This is a genomic window from Amycolatopsis regifaucium (genome assembly GCF_001613935.1).
Classification (GTDB): domain Bacteria; phylum Actinomycetota; class Actinomycetes; order Mycobacteriales; family Pseudonocardiaceae; genus Amycolatopsis; species Amycolatopsis regifaucium.
This window is the reverse complement of record NZ_LQCI01000007.1, coordinates 51,769-69,857: the sequence shown is the minus strand read 5'-3', so window position 1 is coordinate 69,857 and position 18,089 is coordinate 51,769. Positions and strand designations below refer to the sequence as shown.

The 18,089-nt window shown below is 71.4% G+C and carries 1 protein-coding gene; it reads right to left on the bottom strand.

Going from position 1 to position 18,089, the window contains the following annotated elements:
• Window positions 1-18,039: a non-ribosomal peptide synthetase gene (locus tag AVL48_RS09085; RefSeq protein ID WP_061988096.1), complete on the bottom strand. Its 18,039-nt coding sequence runs from the start codon at window positions 18,037-18,039 to the stop codon at window positions 1-3.
• Window positions 18,040-18,089: the final 50 nt, after the last annotated feature.

Genomic DNA, 18,089 nt, shown 5'->3' with positions numbered 1-18,089 from the left:
TCACAGTTCGGTGGTGGTGTCACCGGAGGCGAGGAGCTCGAGATCCCGCAGGATCTTCTCCTCGACCGTCTCGGCCAGTACGGCCACGGTGCGGGCGGTCAGTACGTCACGCGGGGTGAGCCGGATGTCGAACACCGCGCTCGCCCGGGAGGCGATGTGCAGGCACCGGATCGAATCCCCGCCGAGGTCGAAGAAGTTGTCCCCCACCCCGACCCGGTCCAGCCCGAGCACCTCGGCCCAGATCCCAGCCACGACCCGTTCGGTGTCGGTCTCCGGGGCGGCGTACGCCGGTCGCGTCTCGGCCGGATCCGGAGCGGGTAACGCACGCCGGTCAAGCTTTCCGTTACGGCTCAAGGGAAGCGCGTCGAGCTGGACGAACGCCGACGGGATCAGGTAGTCCGGCAGCGTGCGGCCGAGAAAGGCCTTCAGCTCGTCCGGGGGCGGGCCGTCACCCACCAGGTAGGCGACGAGCAGTTTGGCACCCGGCCGGTCCTCACGGACGATCACGGCTGCCTGCCTGATCGCGGGGTTGGCGGCCAGCGCCGCTTCGACCTCGCCCGGTTCGATCCGGAAACCGCGGAGCTTGACCTGCTCGTCGAGCCTGCCCAGGAACCGGACCCGTCCGTCGGCGGTCCAGGCGGCGAGATCCCCGGTGCGGTACATCCGCGTACCCGGCGGCCCGTACGGATCCGCGGTGAAGCGATCCGCCGTCAGGCCGGGACGGGCGAAGTAGCCGCGGGCGAGCCCGGCGCCGCTGACGCACAGCTCGCCCGGCACCCCTGGTGGAACCGGCGTCAGATCGGGACCGAGCACCTGGACGCGCATCCCGTCCAGCGGACGGCCGATCGGCACCACGTCCGGCACTTCGTCCACGGTGGACATCGGGAACGACGTGGCGAAGGTGGTCGTCTCGGTCGGACCGTAGCCGTCCACCACCCGCAGGCCAGGGCAGGCGCCCAGCACCTGCCGGACGGCGGCGGCCGGGACGACGTCGCCACCGGTCCAGACCTCACGCAGGCCGGTGAAACAGTCCGGCGCCTCCTGGGCGAGCACCCGGAACAGGCCCGCGGTGAGCCAGAGACCGGTCACGCCGTCCTCGGCGATCGCGCGCCGCACGGCGTGGGCGTCGAGGTCGGCGGGCGGTGCCACGACGACCGTGCCGCCGGTGAGCAGCGGCACCCACAGTTCGTAGGTGGTGGCGTCGAAGGCGGGCGGCGAGTGCAGGAGCACCCGCTCGTGCGCGCCGCCCGCGAACCGGCTGTCCGCCGTCAGTGCGGCGACGTCGCGGTGCCGGACGGCGACCCCCTTCGGCGTCCCGGTGGAGCCCGAGGTGTACATCAGGTACGCCGCCTGCTCGGGATCGACCACCACACCCGGGTCGTGGTCCGGACCTGTCTCCGGCTCGACCACGACGTGTCCCTTGTGCACGCGCGAAAGAGTGTTCAGCCAGGTGTCGTCGGTGACGGCGTACTCGACGCCGGTCAAGAGCAGCCGCAGGCGTTCGTCCGGGGCACGGGTGTCCAGGGGCACGTAGACGCCACCCGCCTTGGCGATGGCGAGTTCCGCGACCACGAACGCGCTCGTCCGCTCGGCCGCGAGGCCGACCCGGTCCTCCGGCCGGAGGCCGAGCGCGAGCAGCCGGTGCGCCAGCCGATTCGCGCGCCGGTCCAGCTCCGCGTAGCCGATGATCTGGCCGCCGGACACGACCGCGGGCGCGTCCGGACGGTCGCGGACCTGTTCGGCGAACACCTCCGGCAGCGAGCGGGCCGCCGGCTCGTCGCCGGTGGCGTTCCAGTCACGCAGCACGAGCCGTTCCTCGCCCGCGTCGAGCACCGGCACCCGGCCCAGCGGGCGGTCGCCGTCGGTGGCGAGTTCGCGCAGCAGCAGGAGCAGGCGCCCGGCGATGGCTTCGATGGTCGACCGGTCGAACAGTTCGGGGTCGTAGCCGAGTTCCACCGCCAGCCGCGGTCCCGGCGACGAAACCACGGTGATCGGGAAGTTCGTCGTCTCCAAGGCCGCCAGGTCACGGACGCGCAAGCCGTGCTCGGCGGCCGCGTCGTCGGTGATCGGATAGTTCTCGAACACCACGAGGCTGTCGAACAGGTTCACGCCACCGGGCAACCCGGTCCAGGTTTGCAGCCTGCTCAGCGGCACGAAGTCGAATCCACGCGCCTCCGCCTGGGCGTTCTGCAAGTCCTTCAGCCATCGGGCCACCCCGGCCGAACGGTCGACGTCGGCGCGCACCGGCAGGGTGTTGATGAAGATGCCCAGTATCCCGTCCACTTCGGACAGTTCGGCGGGCCTGCCGGACACGGTGGCACCGAACACGACGTCCTGGCGTCCGCTGTAGACCGACAGCAGCAGCGCCCAGGCGCCCTGGACCATGACGTTGAGCGTGAGCCCGTGCCGCTTGACGAACCCGTCGAGCCGGGCGGTGTCCGCTTCGTCCAGCGAATACGGCAACCAGGTCGCCGAACACGTCGTGTGGGTCTCCGCCGTCGCCCGGTCACAGGGCAGTGGTGTCGGCTCCGCCACGCCGTCCAGGGTGCGCCGCCAGAACCGTTCGGCCTCCTCCTCGTCGCGGTCGCCCAGCCATTCCAGGTAGTCGCGGAAGGGTCGCCGGGACGGCAGCGGGCCTCCGGCGTGGGCCGCGCACAGGTCGGCGAGCACGCCGAACACGCTCCAGCCGTCCAGCAGGACGTGGTGGAAGGTCCACAGCACCTGTGCTTCGGTGTCCGAGAGCCGGGCGAGCGCCACGCGCATGAGCGGGGCGCGGGCGAGGTCGAGGCCTTCCTCGCGGTCCTCGTCCAGCAGACGCCGCAGCCGGTTCGCGCGTTCGGCTTCGGACAGGTCCGTCCAGTCGAGCCGCCGGATCGGCAGCGTGACGTCACGGTGCACGACCTGGACCGGTTCCGTCAGGCCGTCCCAGACGAAGGCGGTCCGCAGCACGGGGGTGCGGTCGAGCACCTCCTGCCACGCCCGGGCGAGCACGTCGAGGTCGGTGACGCCGTCGAGGACGAACGTCGCCTGCTCGAAGTACAGGCCCTGCTCGCTCTGCGACAGCCCGTGGAAGACCATCCCGCCTTGCATGGGGGTCAGCGGGTAGACGTCCTCGACGGCCCGGCCGTCGCCCACCAGCCGGTCCACTTGGGACTGGCCGAGGGTGGTAAGCGGGAAGTCCGACGGCGTCCGGCCGCCGGCGCCGGGTTCGGCGCAGTGCGCGATGATGCCCCGCAGCGCGGCGAGCAGACCGGCCGCCAGCGCGTCCACAGTGGACTTGTCGTGCAGGTTCGCCGAATACGACCAGGACACTTCGAGCGCGTCCTGCTCCACCCTGGCCACCACGTCGAACGCGTGCGTCCGCGTCGCCGCCGCGTCCAGATCGGCGTCCAGTCCCCCGCGCATGGCGCGGTAAAGGCCGCCGAGGTCCCAGTCGAACCGGCCGAGATAGTTGAAGCTGACCGGTGCCTCGAGCTCCGGTGCGGTCCCGGCGAGATATCGCAAGGTGCCGTAGCCGATCCCGCGCCGGGGTACCGCCCGCAGACGTTCCTTGACCGCCTTGAGCGCCGCGCCCCAGTCGTCCTGGACGTCGAGCGCGACCGGGAACATGCTCGTGAACCAGCCCGTCGTGCGCGAGAGGTCGACGTCGTCGAACAGGTCCTCGCGTCCGTGCCCTTCCAGGTCGACCACGACTTCCCGCTGCCCGGTCCAGTCGGCCAGTACCCGGCCGAGGGCGGTGAGCAGTACGTCGTTGACCTGGGTGCGGTAGACCTCGGGCACGTCCCGCAGTAACGCCCTGGTCTCGTCCGGATCGAGCCGGACGGTGACCGAGCGGGCCGAACCGATCGTGTTCTCGCCGTCGTGGTCGGCGGGGAGCGCGGCAGGCCGAGGGACGGCCCTCCAGTACGCCAGTTCGTCGTCGAAGCCGCCTGCCGCGGTGTGCTCGGCGAGCCGGTGCGCCCACGAACGGAACGACGTCGTCTTCGGACCGAGGGCGTCGCCGCGGTACGCGGTTTCGAGATCCTCCAGCAGGATCCGCCAGGACACGCCGTCGACCACCAGGTGGTGCGCGGTGAGGGACAACAGCGAGCCTGACAGGACGGCCGAGAAGAGCGGGCCGTTCCGCAGGTCGAAGTCCTTTGTGGACACTTCGCCGATATGCAGCACGTCCACCGGCTCCGGGGGCGCGTTGTGCTGATGCCAGCCGTCCTCGGTGCGCACGAACCGCATCCGCAAGGCGTCGTGGTGGTCCAGGACGGTGATCAGGGCGGCACGCAGCGTGGCCTCGTCGACGTCCTCGGCGAGTTCGACCAGCACGGACTGGTCGAACTGCTCAGGCTGCGTCGCGAAGAACCAGTGCTGAATCGGGGTGAGCGGGACGTCGCCGGTGACCGGGCCCTGTTCGGCGAGGGTGGGCGCCGGGCCTTGCGCGCTCGCGGCGAGCGCCCGGATCGTCGGATACCGGAACAGGTCCTTCGGCAGCAACCGCAGGCCCGCCCGCCGGGCGCGCGACACCACCTGGATGCTGAGGATCGAATCGCCGCCGAGTTCGAAGAAGTCGGCTTCCGCGCCCACTTCCTCGACCCCGAGTACCTCGGCCCAGATGTCGGCGAGCGCACGTTCGGCGTCCGTGCCGGGGGCCGTCCACGCCGTCACCGTCCGGCTGAAGTCCGGCGCCGGCAAGGCCGCCCGGTCGAGTTTCCCGTTGACGTTCAACGGAAGCTCCGCAAGCGGGACGAACGCGGCCGGGATCAGGTAGTCCGGCAGGTCACGCGCCAGGAACTCCTTCAGCTCGGCCGTGTCCGGCAAGTCCGTCCTCGCGACGACGTAGGCCACCAGCCGCTTGACGCCCTGGTCTTCACGGGCGAGCACAGCGGCCTGGACCAGGCCGGGATGGGCCGCGAGCGCCGCTTCGATCTCACTCGGTTCGACGCGGAACCCGCGGATCTTGACCTGCTCGTCGACCCGACCGGTGAACTCCAGCTGCCCTTCCGCCGTCCACCGCACGACGTCCCCGGTGCGGTACATGCGTTCGCCGGCCCGGAAGGGGTCGGCGACGAACCGGTCCGCGGTCAACCCCGCACTACCAAGATAGCCGCGGGCCAGGCCCTCCCCCGCCAGATGCAGCTCGCCGGGAACTCCCGGCGGCACCGGTCGAAGCGCGCTGTCGAGGACGTAGGCCCGTGTGTTGTCCATGGGCCCGCCGATCGGCACCACATCGGGCACCTCGCCGACCGACGGCATCAGCCGGACGGTCGCGAAGGTCGTGGTCTCGGTGGGGCCGTAGACGTCGGCGACCACCGTGCCGGGGCAGGCTTCCAGCACCCGGCGCAACGCGGTGGCGGGTACGGCGTCGCCGCCGGTCCACACTTCCCGCATCCCGGCGAATCCGCCCGGTGCCTCCTGGGACATCAGCCGGAACAGCCCCGTCGTCAGGAACGCCCCGGTGACCCGATGGTCGGCGATGACGCGGGCGAGCGTGTCGACGTCGAGGTCACCGGGCGGCGCCACCACGACACAGCCGCCGTTGAGCAGCGGCACCCACATCTCGTAGGTGGCGGCGTCGAACGAATGCGGTGAATGCAGCAGCACCCGCTCGTGCGCTCCGGTCCGGAACCGCCGGTCCCAGGCCAGCGCCACGACGTCGCGATGGCGCGCCGAGACACCCTTGGGCGTGCCTGTGGAACCCGAGGTGTAGATGACGTACGCCAGATTGTCCCGGTTAGGTGTGGGAAGACGGCGCGGGGTGGACGGCTCGGCGTCTTCGGCGATCAGGACATGGCCGGGGTGGAGGGACCGGGCCACCGGCTCCCACTCCCGGTCGGTGACCAGCGCGGAAACCCCGGACAGCAGGCTTTTCAGCCGCGCTTCGGGCGCGCGGGTGTCCAGCGGCAGGTACGCCCCACCCGCCTTCACGATGGCCAGTTCGGCGATCACCAGCTCGGGCGCGCGTTCCATGAGCACGCCGACCAGCTCCTCGACCCCGATGTCCAGCCGTTGTGCCAACCGGTCCGCGCGAGCGTCCAGCTCGGCATAACTCAGCTCGACACCTTCGGCGGTCAGCGCCGGCGCGTCCGGCGTCCGCCGCACCTGCTCGGCGAACAGTTCCCCCAGCGAGCGTTCGGGTATCGGGTTCGCCGTGTCGTTCCACTCGATGAGCACCTGCCGCCGTTCGGCGTCGGTGAGCAGGTCGATCTCATCCAGCGGCCGGCCAAGGTCCTCGCCGAAACTTCGCAGGACGCCGGCCAGCTGCCCAGCGATCCGCCGGGCCGAAGCCGCCTCGAACAGATCCGGGTCGTAACCGAGGTCGATGGCCAACCGGTCACCCGGTGAGGCGACCACGCTGAGTGGATAGCTGGTCGTCTCGACCGCGTCGAGCGCCCGCAGCCGCAGGCCGTGCTCGGTGGCCGCCGCCTCGTTGATCGGGTAGTTCTCGAACACCACCAGGCTTTCGAACAGGTTCGCCCCGGCGGGTACCCCGCTCCAGCCTTGCAGGCGGGTCAGCGGCAGATGCCCGTACCGGCGGGATTCGACCTGGCCCGCCTGCAGGTCCCGCAGCCACGAGGCCGCGCTGACGCCGCCCGCCACGGTCACCCGGACCGGCAGGGTGTTGATGAAGATCCCGGCGATGTCGTCCGCTCCCGGCAGGTCCACCGGCCGCCCGGAAACCGTGGTGCCGAAGCAGATATCGTAGTCGCCGGTGTACCGCGCCAGCAGCAGCGCCCACGCACCTTGCAGCAGCGTGTTCAGGGTGAGCCCGGCAGCCTGCGCGGTCTCCCGCAACCTCGTGGTCTCGTCCGCGCCGAGTGCGACGGTCAGCCAGTCCGATGAGCGGCTGGTGTGCGCCTGGGCGGGCGGCCGGTCGAACGGCAGCCGAGCGGGTGCGGTGAGGTCGCCGAGCACCGTCCGCCAATGCGTTTCGGCGAGCTGGTCGTCCTGGTTCGCGAGCCATTCGACGTAGTCGCGGAACGGACGTCGGCGGGGCAGTTCCTCGGCTTCCCCGCGGGTGAACGCGCCGTGGCAGGCGAAGACGTCGGACAGGATCCCGAACACGCTCCACCCGTCGAGCAGCACGTGGTGGAAGGTCCACAGCACACGGACCTCGGTGCCGGACAACCGCGCCAGCGTGAGCCGCAGCAGCGGCACGGCCGTCAGGTCCATCCCCTCGGCCCGGTCGCGGTCGAGGACGTCACTCCAGGCGGTCTCACGCTCCACTTCGGACAGTGCGCGCCAGTCGAGGTGGGTGATCGGCACGGCGACCTCGCGGTCGACCACCTGCACGGGCTCGTCGACACCCTCCCAGACGATGCGCGTGCGCAGCACCGGCGTCCGGTCGACCACGCGCTGCCAAGCTCTCGCGAGGACCTCCGGATCGGTGACACCATCGAGGACGAACGCCACTTGCTGGAAGTAGACCCGCTCCTCGTCCTGTGACAGGGAGTGGAACACCATGCCGGACTGCATCGGCGTCAGTGGGTGGATGTCCTCGACCGTGGGGGCGGCGAGCCGGTCCACCGTCGCCTGGTCGAGCCGGGCGAGCGGGAAGTCCGATGGCGTGCGGCCCCAGGCACCCGGCTCGGCGCAGTGCGCGATGATCGAGCGCAACGCGGTGACCAGCGACCCGGCCAACCGGGTGACCGTCTCCTCCTGGTGCACGCCCTCCGCGTAGTACCAGGAGAATTCCAGCGTGTCGCCCACGACGCGGCCGACGACGTCCAGGAGATGCGCCCGGACCGAGCGCGGGCTGTCGTCCGACTCCAGCCGTCCCGAATCCGCGTCGAACCGGCCGAGGTAGTTGAAGCTCACCTGGGGCGTGATCTCCGGCGCCGTCCCGCCGAGGTACCGCAGAGCGCCGTAGCCGATGCCACGCCGGGGCACTGCCCGCAGCTGCTCCTTGACCGACTTCAGCGCCGTGCCCCACTCGTGCGGGACGTCGAGCGCGACCGGGAACAGCGTGGTGAACCAGCCGACGGTCCGCGACAGATCCACGCCGTCGAACAGCTCCTCCCGGCCGTGTCCCTCCAGATCCACCAGCACCCGGTCACGGCCGCCGGTCCAGTCGGCCAGCACCCGGCCCAGCGCGGTGAGCAGCACGTCGTTGACCTGAGTCCGGTACACGTCGGGCACCGCGCGCAGCAATGCCGCGGTCTCCTCGACGCCGAGCCGCTTGGTGACCTCGCGCATCGTCGCGACGGTGTTCGGGCCGTCGCCGTCCACCGGCACGGCAGGCTCCGCGGCCGTCGCGCGCCAATGGCCGAGTTCATCGTCGAACCCGCCCGCGGCGGTGTGCTCCGCCAGCCGTTCCGCCCACTCCTGAAAGGAGGTGCCGCGCGGGCCGAGGTCGACGACTTCCCCGCGTACTGCCTGCCGGTAGGCCTTGTCGAAGTCCTCCAGCAGTACCCGCCACGACACGCCGTCGACCACGAGGTGGTGCGCGGACAGGATGAGCCTGCCGGGGGCGGGCAGCGTGGCGCGCAGCATCGGCCGGGTGGCCAGATCCCGATCCACCGGCGTGTCCAGGAGGCCGGTCGCGGGCTCGACCGGGGCGTTCACCTGCCGCCAGCCGTGGTCGGTCCGCTCGAACCGCATGCGCAGCGCGTCGTGCTGCTCGACCAGCGCGGCCAGCGCGGTGCGCACCGCCCCGGGATCGGCCGGAGCCGGCAGCTCGATTTCCACGCGCTGATCGAAGTGCCCGGGATCCTCGGTCTGCGTGGCGAAGAACCACCGCTGGATCGGGGTGAGCACGACGTCGCCGCTGACCGGACCCCGGTCGACGGTTTCATGGACGTCGCCTGCCGAAGCGGCCAGTTCGGCGATGGTGCGATGGGTGAACAGGTCGCCGGGCAGCAGGTCGAGTCCGGCCTGCCGGGCGCGGGAGACCACCTGGATGCTGAGGATCGAATCCCCGCCGAGAGCGAAGAAGTCGTCTTCGGCCCCGACGCGCCTCACCCCGAGCACCTCGGCCCAGATGTCCGCGAGCACGGTCTCCGGGCCCGGCCGCGGCGCCACGTGAGCGGTGGCGCGCCGGCCGTCGAAGTCCGGGACCGGCAGGGCCCGCCGGTCCAGTTTCCCGTTGACGTTCACCGGAAGTGCCTCCAGCGGGACGAACACCGCCGGGATCATGTAGTCCGGCAGGGTGCGGCCGAGGAACTCCCGCAGTTCGGCGGAATCCGGCACGCCGCTCTGCCCGACGACGTAGGCCACCAGCCGTTTGACGCCGTTGTCCTCCCGCGCGAGCACCGCGGCCTGCGCCAGTCCGGGATGCGCACCCAGCGCCGCCTCGATCTCCCCCAGTTCGATCCGGAAGCCGCGGACCTTGACCTGTTCGTCGACGCGGCCGACGAACTCCAGCTGCCCTTCCGGTGTCCACCGCACGATGTCACCGGTGCGGTACATGCGTTCGCCGGCCCGGAAGGGGTCGGCGACGAACCGGTCCGCGGTGAGCCCGGGGTTGGCCAGGTAACCGCGGGCCACGCCCTCACCGGCGATGTGCAGCTCACCGGGGACCCCCGGCGGCACGACGGACAGTCCGGCGTCGAGGACGTAGGTCCGCGTGTTGTCCAAGGGCCCGCCGATCGGCACGACGTCCGGCACCTCGTCCACCGACGGCATCAGCCGGACGGTCGCGAAGGTGGTCGTCTCGGTCGGGCCGTAGACGTCGGCGACCACCGTGCCCGGACAGGCTTCCAGCACGCGGCGCAGTGCGGTGGCCGGAACGGCGTCCCCGCCGGTCCACACCTCCCGCATTCCCGCGAAGCATCGTGGATCCTCTTGCGACACCAGCCGGAACAACCCCGTCGTCAGGAACGCCCCGGTGACCCCGTGCTCGGCGATCACCCGGCGAAGCGTCGCGACGTCCAGTTCCCGTGGCGGCGCGACGACCACACAGCCGCCGTTGAGCAGCGGCACCCACATCTCGTAGGTGGCGGCGTCGAACGAATGCGGTGAATGCAGCAGCACCCGCTCGTGTGCCCCGGTCCGGAACCGCCGGTCCCAGGCCAGCGCCACGACGTCCCGCTGCCGTGCGGCCACACCCTTGGGCGAGCCGGTCGAGCCCGAGGTGTAGATGACGTAGGCGAGCTGGTCGCGATCGGCCGGGACACCCGGTGCCGTCGCCGGTTCGCCCGCTGCGTCGTCGACCGTCAGCAGCTGTCCAGGATGGACCTCCTCCGCCTGGGACCGCCGTGCCGTGTCGGTGACGACGATCCCCGCTCCGGCTTCGGCCACCAGCAGGCGCAACCGGTCCGCCGGAGCCCGCAGGTCCAAGGGCAGGTAAGCGCCGCCCGCCTTGGTGATCGCCAGCTCCGCCACGACCAGGTCGGCCGAACGGTCCATCAGCACCGCGACCCGGTCCTCGGCACGGACGCCGTGCCGCAGCAGCAGGTGAGCCAGCCGGTTCGCGCGTGCGTCGAGTTCGGCGTAGGTCAGGGATTCGGTGCCGGTGACCACCGCGACGGCCGAGGGCGTGCGGCGGGCCTGTGCCTCAAACAACGACGTCAGCGCGTCATCCGGTACCGCGGTGTCGGTGGCGTTCCACTCGCGGACGACGCGGTTTTCCTCGGCTTCGGTCAGCATCGTGATCGCCGAGACTCCTACGTCCGCCATGCCCCGCAGCAGCACACCCAGATGGGCGGCGAGCCGTTCGGCCGTCGCGGCGTCGAACAGGGCCGGGTCATAGCCGAGCACCAGCGAAAGACGGCGTCCCGGGTACACGATGACGCTGAGCGGGTAGTTGGTTCGCTCCGCCGCTTCCAGTTCCCGTACCCGCGGTCCGTCGGCGAGTTCGTCGATCGGGTAGTTCTCGAACACCACGATGCTGTCGAACAGGTTCGTCCCCGCCGGGACACCGCTCCAGCCCTGCAGCCGGGTGAGCGCGAGATGCCCGAACCGGCGTGAAGAGGCCTGCCGGGCCTGTGCCTCCCGCACCCAGTCGACCAGCCCGGAACCGCCGTCCACGCGCATCCGCACCGGCAGGGTGTTGATGAAGATGCCGGTGATGTCGTCCACCCCGGGCAGCTCGGGTGGCCTGCCGGAGACGGTCGCACCGAAACAGACGTCCTGCTCACCGCTGTACCTCGACAGCAGCATCGCCCACGCGCCTTGGACGACCGCGTTCACCGTCAGCCGATGACGCTTCGCGAACGCGTACAGCCTGTCGGACGCGGCTTCGTCCAGCTCGGCGGTCACCCGGTCGGCGGACCTGGTCGTGTGCCCGCGAGCGGGCGCCCGGTCGTACGGCAACGGCGTCGCCGCGGACAGGCCGGCGAGTTCGGTACGCCAGTGTTCCTCGGCGGCCCGGTCGTCCTGGCGGGCCAGCCAGGCGAGGTAGTCGCGGAACGGCCGCCGCTCGGGGACGGACCCGGGATCGCCCCGCGTCAGCGCGATGACGTCGGACAGCACCTGGAAGACGCTCCAGCCGTCGAGCAGCACGTGATGGAACGTCCACACCACCCGCACGGCGTCACCGGGCAGCCTGACGACGACGAGCCGGGTCAGTGGCGCCCGTGCCAGGTCGAGCCCTTCCTCGGCGTCGGCCTCCAGCAACCGCCGCAGCGCCTCCCCACGCTCTACAGTGGACAGAGTGGTCCAGTCGAGGTGGGTGACCGGCAGGGTGACGTCGCGTTCGACCAGCTGTAGCGGGGCAGGCACGTTCTCCCAGACGACCCGGCTGCGCAGTACCGGCGTCCGGTCCACCACCCGCTGCCAGGCCGCACCGAGCAGCCGCGGGTCGGCGACGTCGTCCAGTACGAAGGTCAGCTGTTCGAAGTAGACCCGCGTGCCGCCCGGCGCCAGTGCGTGGAAGACCATTCCGGCCTGCATCGGGGTCAGCGGGTAGAGGTCCTCGACCACGCGGCCATCGCCCACCAGCGCGTCCACCTGCCGCTGGTCCAGCGCGGCCAGCGGGAAGTCGGACGGCGTGCGGCCGCCCGCGCCCGGTTCGGCGCAGTGCCGGATGATCTCCCGCAACGCGTCGAGCAGCGCGGTCGCCAGGCCATCCACTGTGGACTGTTCATGGACGCCATCGGCGAAGAACCACTCGAATTCCAGGGCGTCGCCGTCGATGCGCCCGACGACGTCGAGCAGATGCGGCCGGATCTCCTCCGGCGCGACGTCCAGGGTCAGTTCGCGACCCGGCGCGGCGAACAGGCCGCCTTCGGCCACCGGTGGGTCGAACCGGCCGAGGTAGTTGAAACTGACCGCCGGGTCGATCTCCGGCGCCGTCCCGGCGAGGTAGCGCAGGGCGCCGTAGCCGATGCCTCGGCTCGGTACCGCCCGCAGCCGCTCCTTGACCGTTTTGAGCGCCCCGCCCCAGTCGCCACCGGCGTCCAGCGCCACCGGGAACAGGCTGGTGAACCACCCCACCGTCCGTGACAGGTCTACGTCCTCGAACAGGTCCTCGCGACCGTGGCCTTCGAGGTCCACCACGACGCGGTCGTGACCGGTCCAGTCGCGCAGGACCCGGCCGAGGGCGGTGAGCAGCACGTCGTTGATCCGGGTGCGGTACACGGCGGGCACGTCACGCGTCAGCGCGGTCGTCTCGGTTTCGGTCAGCCGCACGGTCACCGACCGGATGGCACCGGCGCTGTTCGGTCCCGTGCCGTCCACCGGCACCGACGTGCCGCCGTCGAAGTCCTGCCAGTAGGCCGACTCTCCGGCAAACCCGCCCGCATCGGCCCGGTCGGCCAGGCGGCGGGCCCACTCGAGGAACGACGTCGACCTCGGTCCGAGGTCGACGACCTCTTTCCGGACCGTCTGGCGGTAGGCCAGGTCCAGGTCCTCCAGCAGCACCCGCCAGGACACCCCGTCGACGACAAGGTGGTGGGCGGCCAGCCGAAGCGTTTTGCGACCGTCCTCTTCGGACATCCATGCCCGCAGCAGCGGCCCGCGCTCCAGGTCCACTTCGGACGGTCCGTTCAGTACGTCCACCGGTCCGGGCGGCGGATTCACCTGGCGCCATCGCCCGTTCACGCGCTCGAACCGCATCCGCAGCGCGTCGTGCTGCTCGACCAGTGCCGACAGCGCCGTGCGCAGCGCGGCTTCGTCGACATCGGCGGCGAGTTGCATCGACAGCGACTGGTCGAATCGCTCGGGCCGCTGGGTCTGGGTGGCGAAGAACCACTCCTGGATCGGTGTCAACGGCGCCTCACCGGACGCCGGGCCCCGCGCGGCCGTTCCGCTCGTCTCGGTGGCCGTGGCCGCCAGCGCGGCGACGGTCTGGTGCCGGAAGAGGTCGCTGGTGCTCAGCGCGAGCCCGGCCCGGCGTGCGCGGGCGCCGACCTGGATGCTGAGGATCGAGTCACCACCCAGGTCGAAGAAGTTGTCCTCGATACCGACCTCGCCGAGTCCGAGCACCTCGGCCCAGATGCGGGCCAGCACGCGTTCGGGTTCCGTCCGTGGTGCCGTGCGGCGGGTCGACGGCGAGTCGAGGGCCGGTTCGGGCAGGGCGCGTCGGTCGAGTTTTCCGTTGGGGCTCAAGGGAAAGGCGTCGAGCAGCACGATCGCGGACGGCACCAGGTAGTCCGGCAGCACTGCTGCCAGCGAGCCGCGTACCGCCGTCGCGTCCGGTGCCGTGCCCGGTATCGGGACGACGTAGGCCACGAGCCGCTTGCGCCCGGCGTCCGTCCGCGCGAGCACCACCGCCTGCGCGACGTCCGTTCGTTCGGTGAGCACGGCCTCGATCTCGGCCGGCTCCACCCGGAAACCCCGGATCTTGACCTGGTCGTCGGCACGGCCGACGAACTCCAGCGTGTCGTCGGAACGCCAGCGCACCAGGTCACCCGTGCGGTAGCACCGGCTCCCCGGCTCGCCGAAGGGATTCGCGAGGAAGCGTTCGGCGGTGGCCCCGGCACGGTCGGCGTAACCGCGGGCCAGACCAGGCCCGGCGAGGTACAGTTCGCCGACTACTCCGCGCGGCACCAGCCGTAGCCGGGCGTCGAGCACGAAGGCCCGCATCCCGTCGAGCGGGGTGCCGATCGGCACGACATCCGGCACGGACTCCGGTGCCGTCATGCGGAAGGCGGACGCGAACGTGGTCGTCTCGGTGGGCCCGTAGCCGTCGATCACGGCCAGCCCGGGACAGCAGGCGAGCACCCGGCGGACCGTCTCCGCCGGGACCACGTCGCCGCCGGTCCAGACCTCGCGGACACCGGTGAAGCAATCGGGTTCCTCTTGGGCGACAAGCCGGAAGAGACCCGCGGTGAGCCACAGCGCGGTCACGCCGTGCCGGGTGATCAGCTGCCGCAGCCGGTCGACGTCGAGGTCTCCCGGCGGGGCGACGACGACCTCTCCCCCGTTGAGCAGCGGGACCCACAGCTCGTAGGTCGACGCGTCGAACGCCAGCGGCGAGTGCAGCAGCACCCGCTCGTGCGCGCCGCCGCCGAACCGGCTGTCCCGCGCGAGCGCGACGACGTCCGCGTGACGCACCGCGACGCCCTTCGGCACGCCGGTGGAACCCGAGGTGTACTCGACATACGCCAGGTTCTCGGGCTCCAGATCGCCGCCCGGACGGTCACCGGGCTCCGCCGGGACGACCACCCGAAGCGGCCGCGGATGCACGTCCGCGGCGACGTCCGCCCAAGCGGAGTCGGTCAGCAGCAACGCCGAGCCGTCGAGGATCAGCCGCATCCGCGTGGCGGGCGCGCGCAGGTCGAGCGGCAGGTACGCGGCGCCTGCCTTGAGCACGGCGAGGACGGCGACGACGAGGTCGGCCGAGCGGTCCATCAGGATTCCGACGCGGTCTTCCGCCCGCACGCCCAGTTCGCTCAGGTGACGGGCGAGCCGATCGGCGCGCTCCCGCAGTTCGCGGTAGGTGAGCGTGGTGCCCTCGCAGGTCACCGCGGGGGCGTCGGGCGTCCGGACCGCCTGCTCGTCGAAGGCCGCGGGGACGGTGTCCACGGCGGTCGCGGCGGTGCCACCGGGAAGCAGGAAACGCCGGTCGGCCTCCGTCACCAGCGGCAGGTCACCGAGCGGCCGGGCGGGATCGGCGGCGATTCCGGTCAGCAGGGTCTCCAGCCGGGCGGCCAGCCGTTCGACGGTGACGGCGTCGAACAGACCGGTGCTGTATTCGATCGCGAGCTCGAACATGCCGTTGCGCGGCCAGAACTCGATCACGAGGTCGAAGCGGGCGGACGGCCGGGGCAGGTCGTGCTCGGTGACCGTCAGCCCGGCCACGTCGCGCGGCCGCACGAGGGGGCTCTGCAGGACGATGACGGCCTGCACGAGTGGCGTCCGGGAGGGATCACGTTCGGGTCGCACCGCGTCGACGACCCGGTCGAACGGCGCGTCGGCGTGCGCGAACGCGGACAGCACGGTTTCCCGGAATTCGTCGAGGAATCCGGCGAACGGCCGGTCGTCGTCCACCCGCGAGCGCAGCACCAGGGTGTTGACGAAGAACCCGGTCAGCTTCTCCAGTTCGGCGCGGTCCCGGCCGGAGACGGCCGTGCCGACCGCGACATCCTGCTGTCCGCTGTGGCGGGCCAGCAGGATCTGCACGGCGGCGGTCAGCGTCATGAACAGCGTCGCGCCGTGCCGGTGGCCCAGTTCGGTGAGCCGGTCGACCAGTTCCGCGGGCAGCGGCCGCCGGTGGACCGCGCCCTCGGTGGACCGCTGGGCGGCGCGGGGCCGGTCGGTCGGCAGGGCGAGCGGTTCGAGGCCGTCCAGCTGTTGCCGCCAGTACGCCAGGTGCGGCCGCAGCACCGGGCCGGTCAGGCGGGAACGCTGCCAGGCGGCGAAGTCGGCGTAGCGCACCGCGAGTTCCGGCAGTGTCTTCCCGGCGTAGAGGTCCATCAGTTCCTCGGTGAGGATGCCGATGGACGCGCCGTCGGTGACGATGTGGTGCTGGCAGAGCACCAGCAGGTGGTCCCGGTCGCTCAGTTCGAACAGGGTGGCCCGGGTCAGCGGACCGTTCCGGAGGTCGAAGGGCCGCGACAGTTCCGTGGTCAGTTCGCCGTCCAGATCGTCCTCATCGGACAGTCGGCGAACGCGGAGCGGGATGACGGCGGACTCGGCGATCCGCTGGGCACCCTCGTCGTCCACCACGTCGAAGGTGGTGCGCAGGGAGTCGTGGCGTGCGCAGAGCAGGTCGAGCGCGCTGGTGAAGGCGTCGACGTCCAGCGGACCCGAAAGTCGCAGCCCGACGCCGGTGTTGTTCTCGGTCGCGGCGTTTCCGGAAAGCTCGTCGAGGAACCACAGTCGTTGCTGTGCCGGGGAAATCGGTACCGGACGATCGTGGGGAGCGACCGGGATCGGCTCCGCTATGGCGAGGTCCGGAGTCTCCGGCAGCAGCCGGGCGAACCGTTCGACGGTAGGGGCGTCGAACAGCGCCTTCGCCGTCAGCTCCGTCCCGAACTCCGTGCGCAGCCGGGAAAGTACCTGCACGACGAGGATCGAGTCACCGCCACGGGCGAAGAAGTCGTCGGTGGCGCCCACCGGGCCGCCGCCCAGCACGTCTGCCCAGATCGCGGCGACCCGCCGTTCGGCGGCGGTCCGAGGCTCGACGTACTCCGCCGTTTCCGCCGGGGGCGCGGGCAAGGCACGCCGGTCGACCTTGCCGTTGGCGTTCAGCTCCAGGCGGTCCAGTACGACGAACGCCGAGGGGATCATGTAATCCGGCAGCGTCTCGGTGAGCAGCCCGCGCAGGCCCTCCGGTTCTCGCCCGCTCTCACCGCGGGTGACGAGGTACGCGACGAGCCGTTTCGCGCCCGGCCGGTCTTCCCTGGCCACGACCACGGCCGCACTGACGTCGTCGTGCCGGCACAGCACGTCTTCGATCTCCCCGAGTTCGATGCGGAAGCCGCGGATCTTGACCTGCTCGTCGGCGCGGCCGAGGAATTCCAGCTCGCCGCGGTCGTTCCGGCGCACGAGGTCACCGGTGCGGTACATGCGGTCGCCGTCCGGGCCCAGCGGGTCGGCGACGAACTTCTCGGCGGTCAGCCCCGGGCGTGCCTGGTAGCCGCGTGCCAGCCCCGTCCCGGCGAGGTGCAGCTCCCCCGCCACGCCGTCGGGCACCGGGTTCAACCCGGCGTCCAGCACGTAGGCCCGCATCCCGTCGAGTGGGGTGCCGATGGGCAGGCGTTCCGGCACCGAATCGCGTGACGGCAACCGGTGGGAGGTGGCGAAAGTCGTCGTTTCCGTGGGCCCGTACCCATCGACCACGACGAGGCCGGGGCAGTGTTCGAGAACGCGGCGGACCGGGCCGGCCGGGACCGCCTCCCCGCCGGTCCAGACCTCCCGCGCACCGCGGAAGCAGTCCGGCGCCTCCTGCGCCACCACCCGGAACAGCCCGGCGGTCAGCCACAACGCCGTCACCCCGTGACCGGACACCATCCGGCGCAACACTTCTACCCCGAGGTCACCCGGCGGCGCGACGACGACGGTGCCGCCGCTCAGCAGCGGCACCCACAGCTCGTAGGTCGACGCGTCGAAGGCCGGCGGCGAGTGCAGCAGGATCCGCTCGTGCGCGTCGCCGAACCGGCGGTCGGCCGCGAGCGCCGCGACGTCCCGGTGCGTCACGGCGACGCCCTTCGGCACGCCGGTCGAGCCGGAGGTGTACATCACGTACGCGAGTTGGTCCGGATCCACCACTGTGCCGGGTGAATCCGAGAGTTCGTGTTCCAACGTGGGGTCGTCGAGCCGCTGCGCGTGGACGCCGGGAAACGGCTGCTCCCGGTCGGTGAGCACGACCGAAGCCCCCACTTCGGCGAGCACCTGGTTCAACCGCGCTTCGGGCGCCCGCGCGTCGAGCGGAACGTAGACACCGCCTGCCTTGACGATCGCGACTTCGGCCACGACGAACTCGGCCGACCGCGTCAGGCTCACGGCGACCGGGTGTTCGGCGCGGACGCCGAGCCGCACCAGCCGGTGCGCGAGCCGGTTGGCCCGCTCGTCGAGTTCCCGATAGGTCAACGGCGCGAACTCCCCCGTCACGGCGATCGCGTCCGGCGTACGCGCCACTTGACGCGCGAACAGGCCGGGGAGGCTCGCGCCGGCTTCCGTGGCCGGCTCGGCGTGGTGGGCTCTGGCGATGTCCTGGGATGTCATGAAACGTCGAACCTTCCGAGCGCGCGTCGAGGACCGCCTCAAGAGAGACG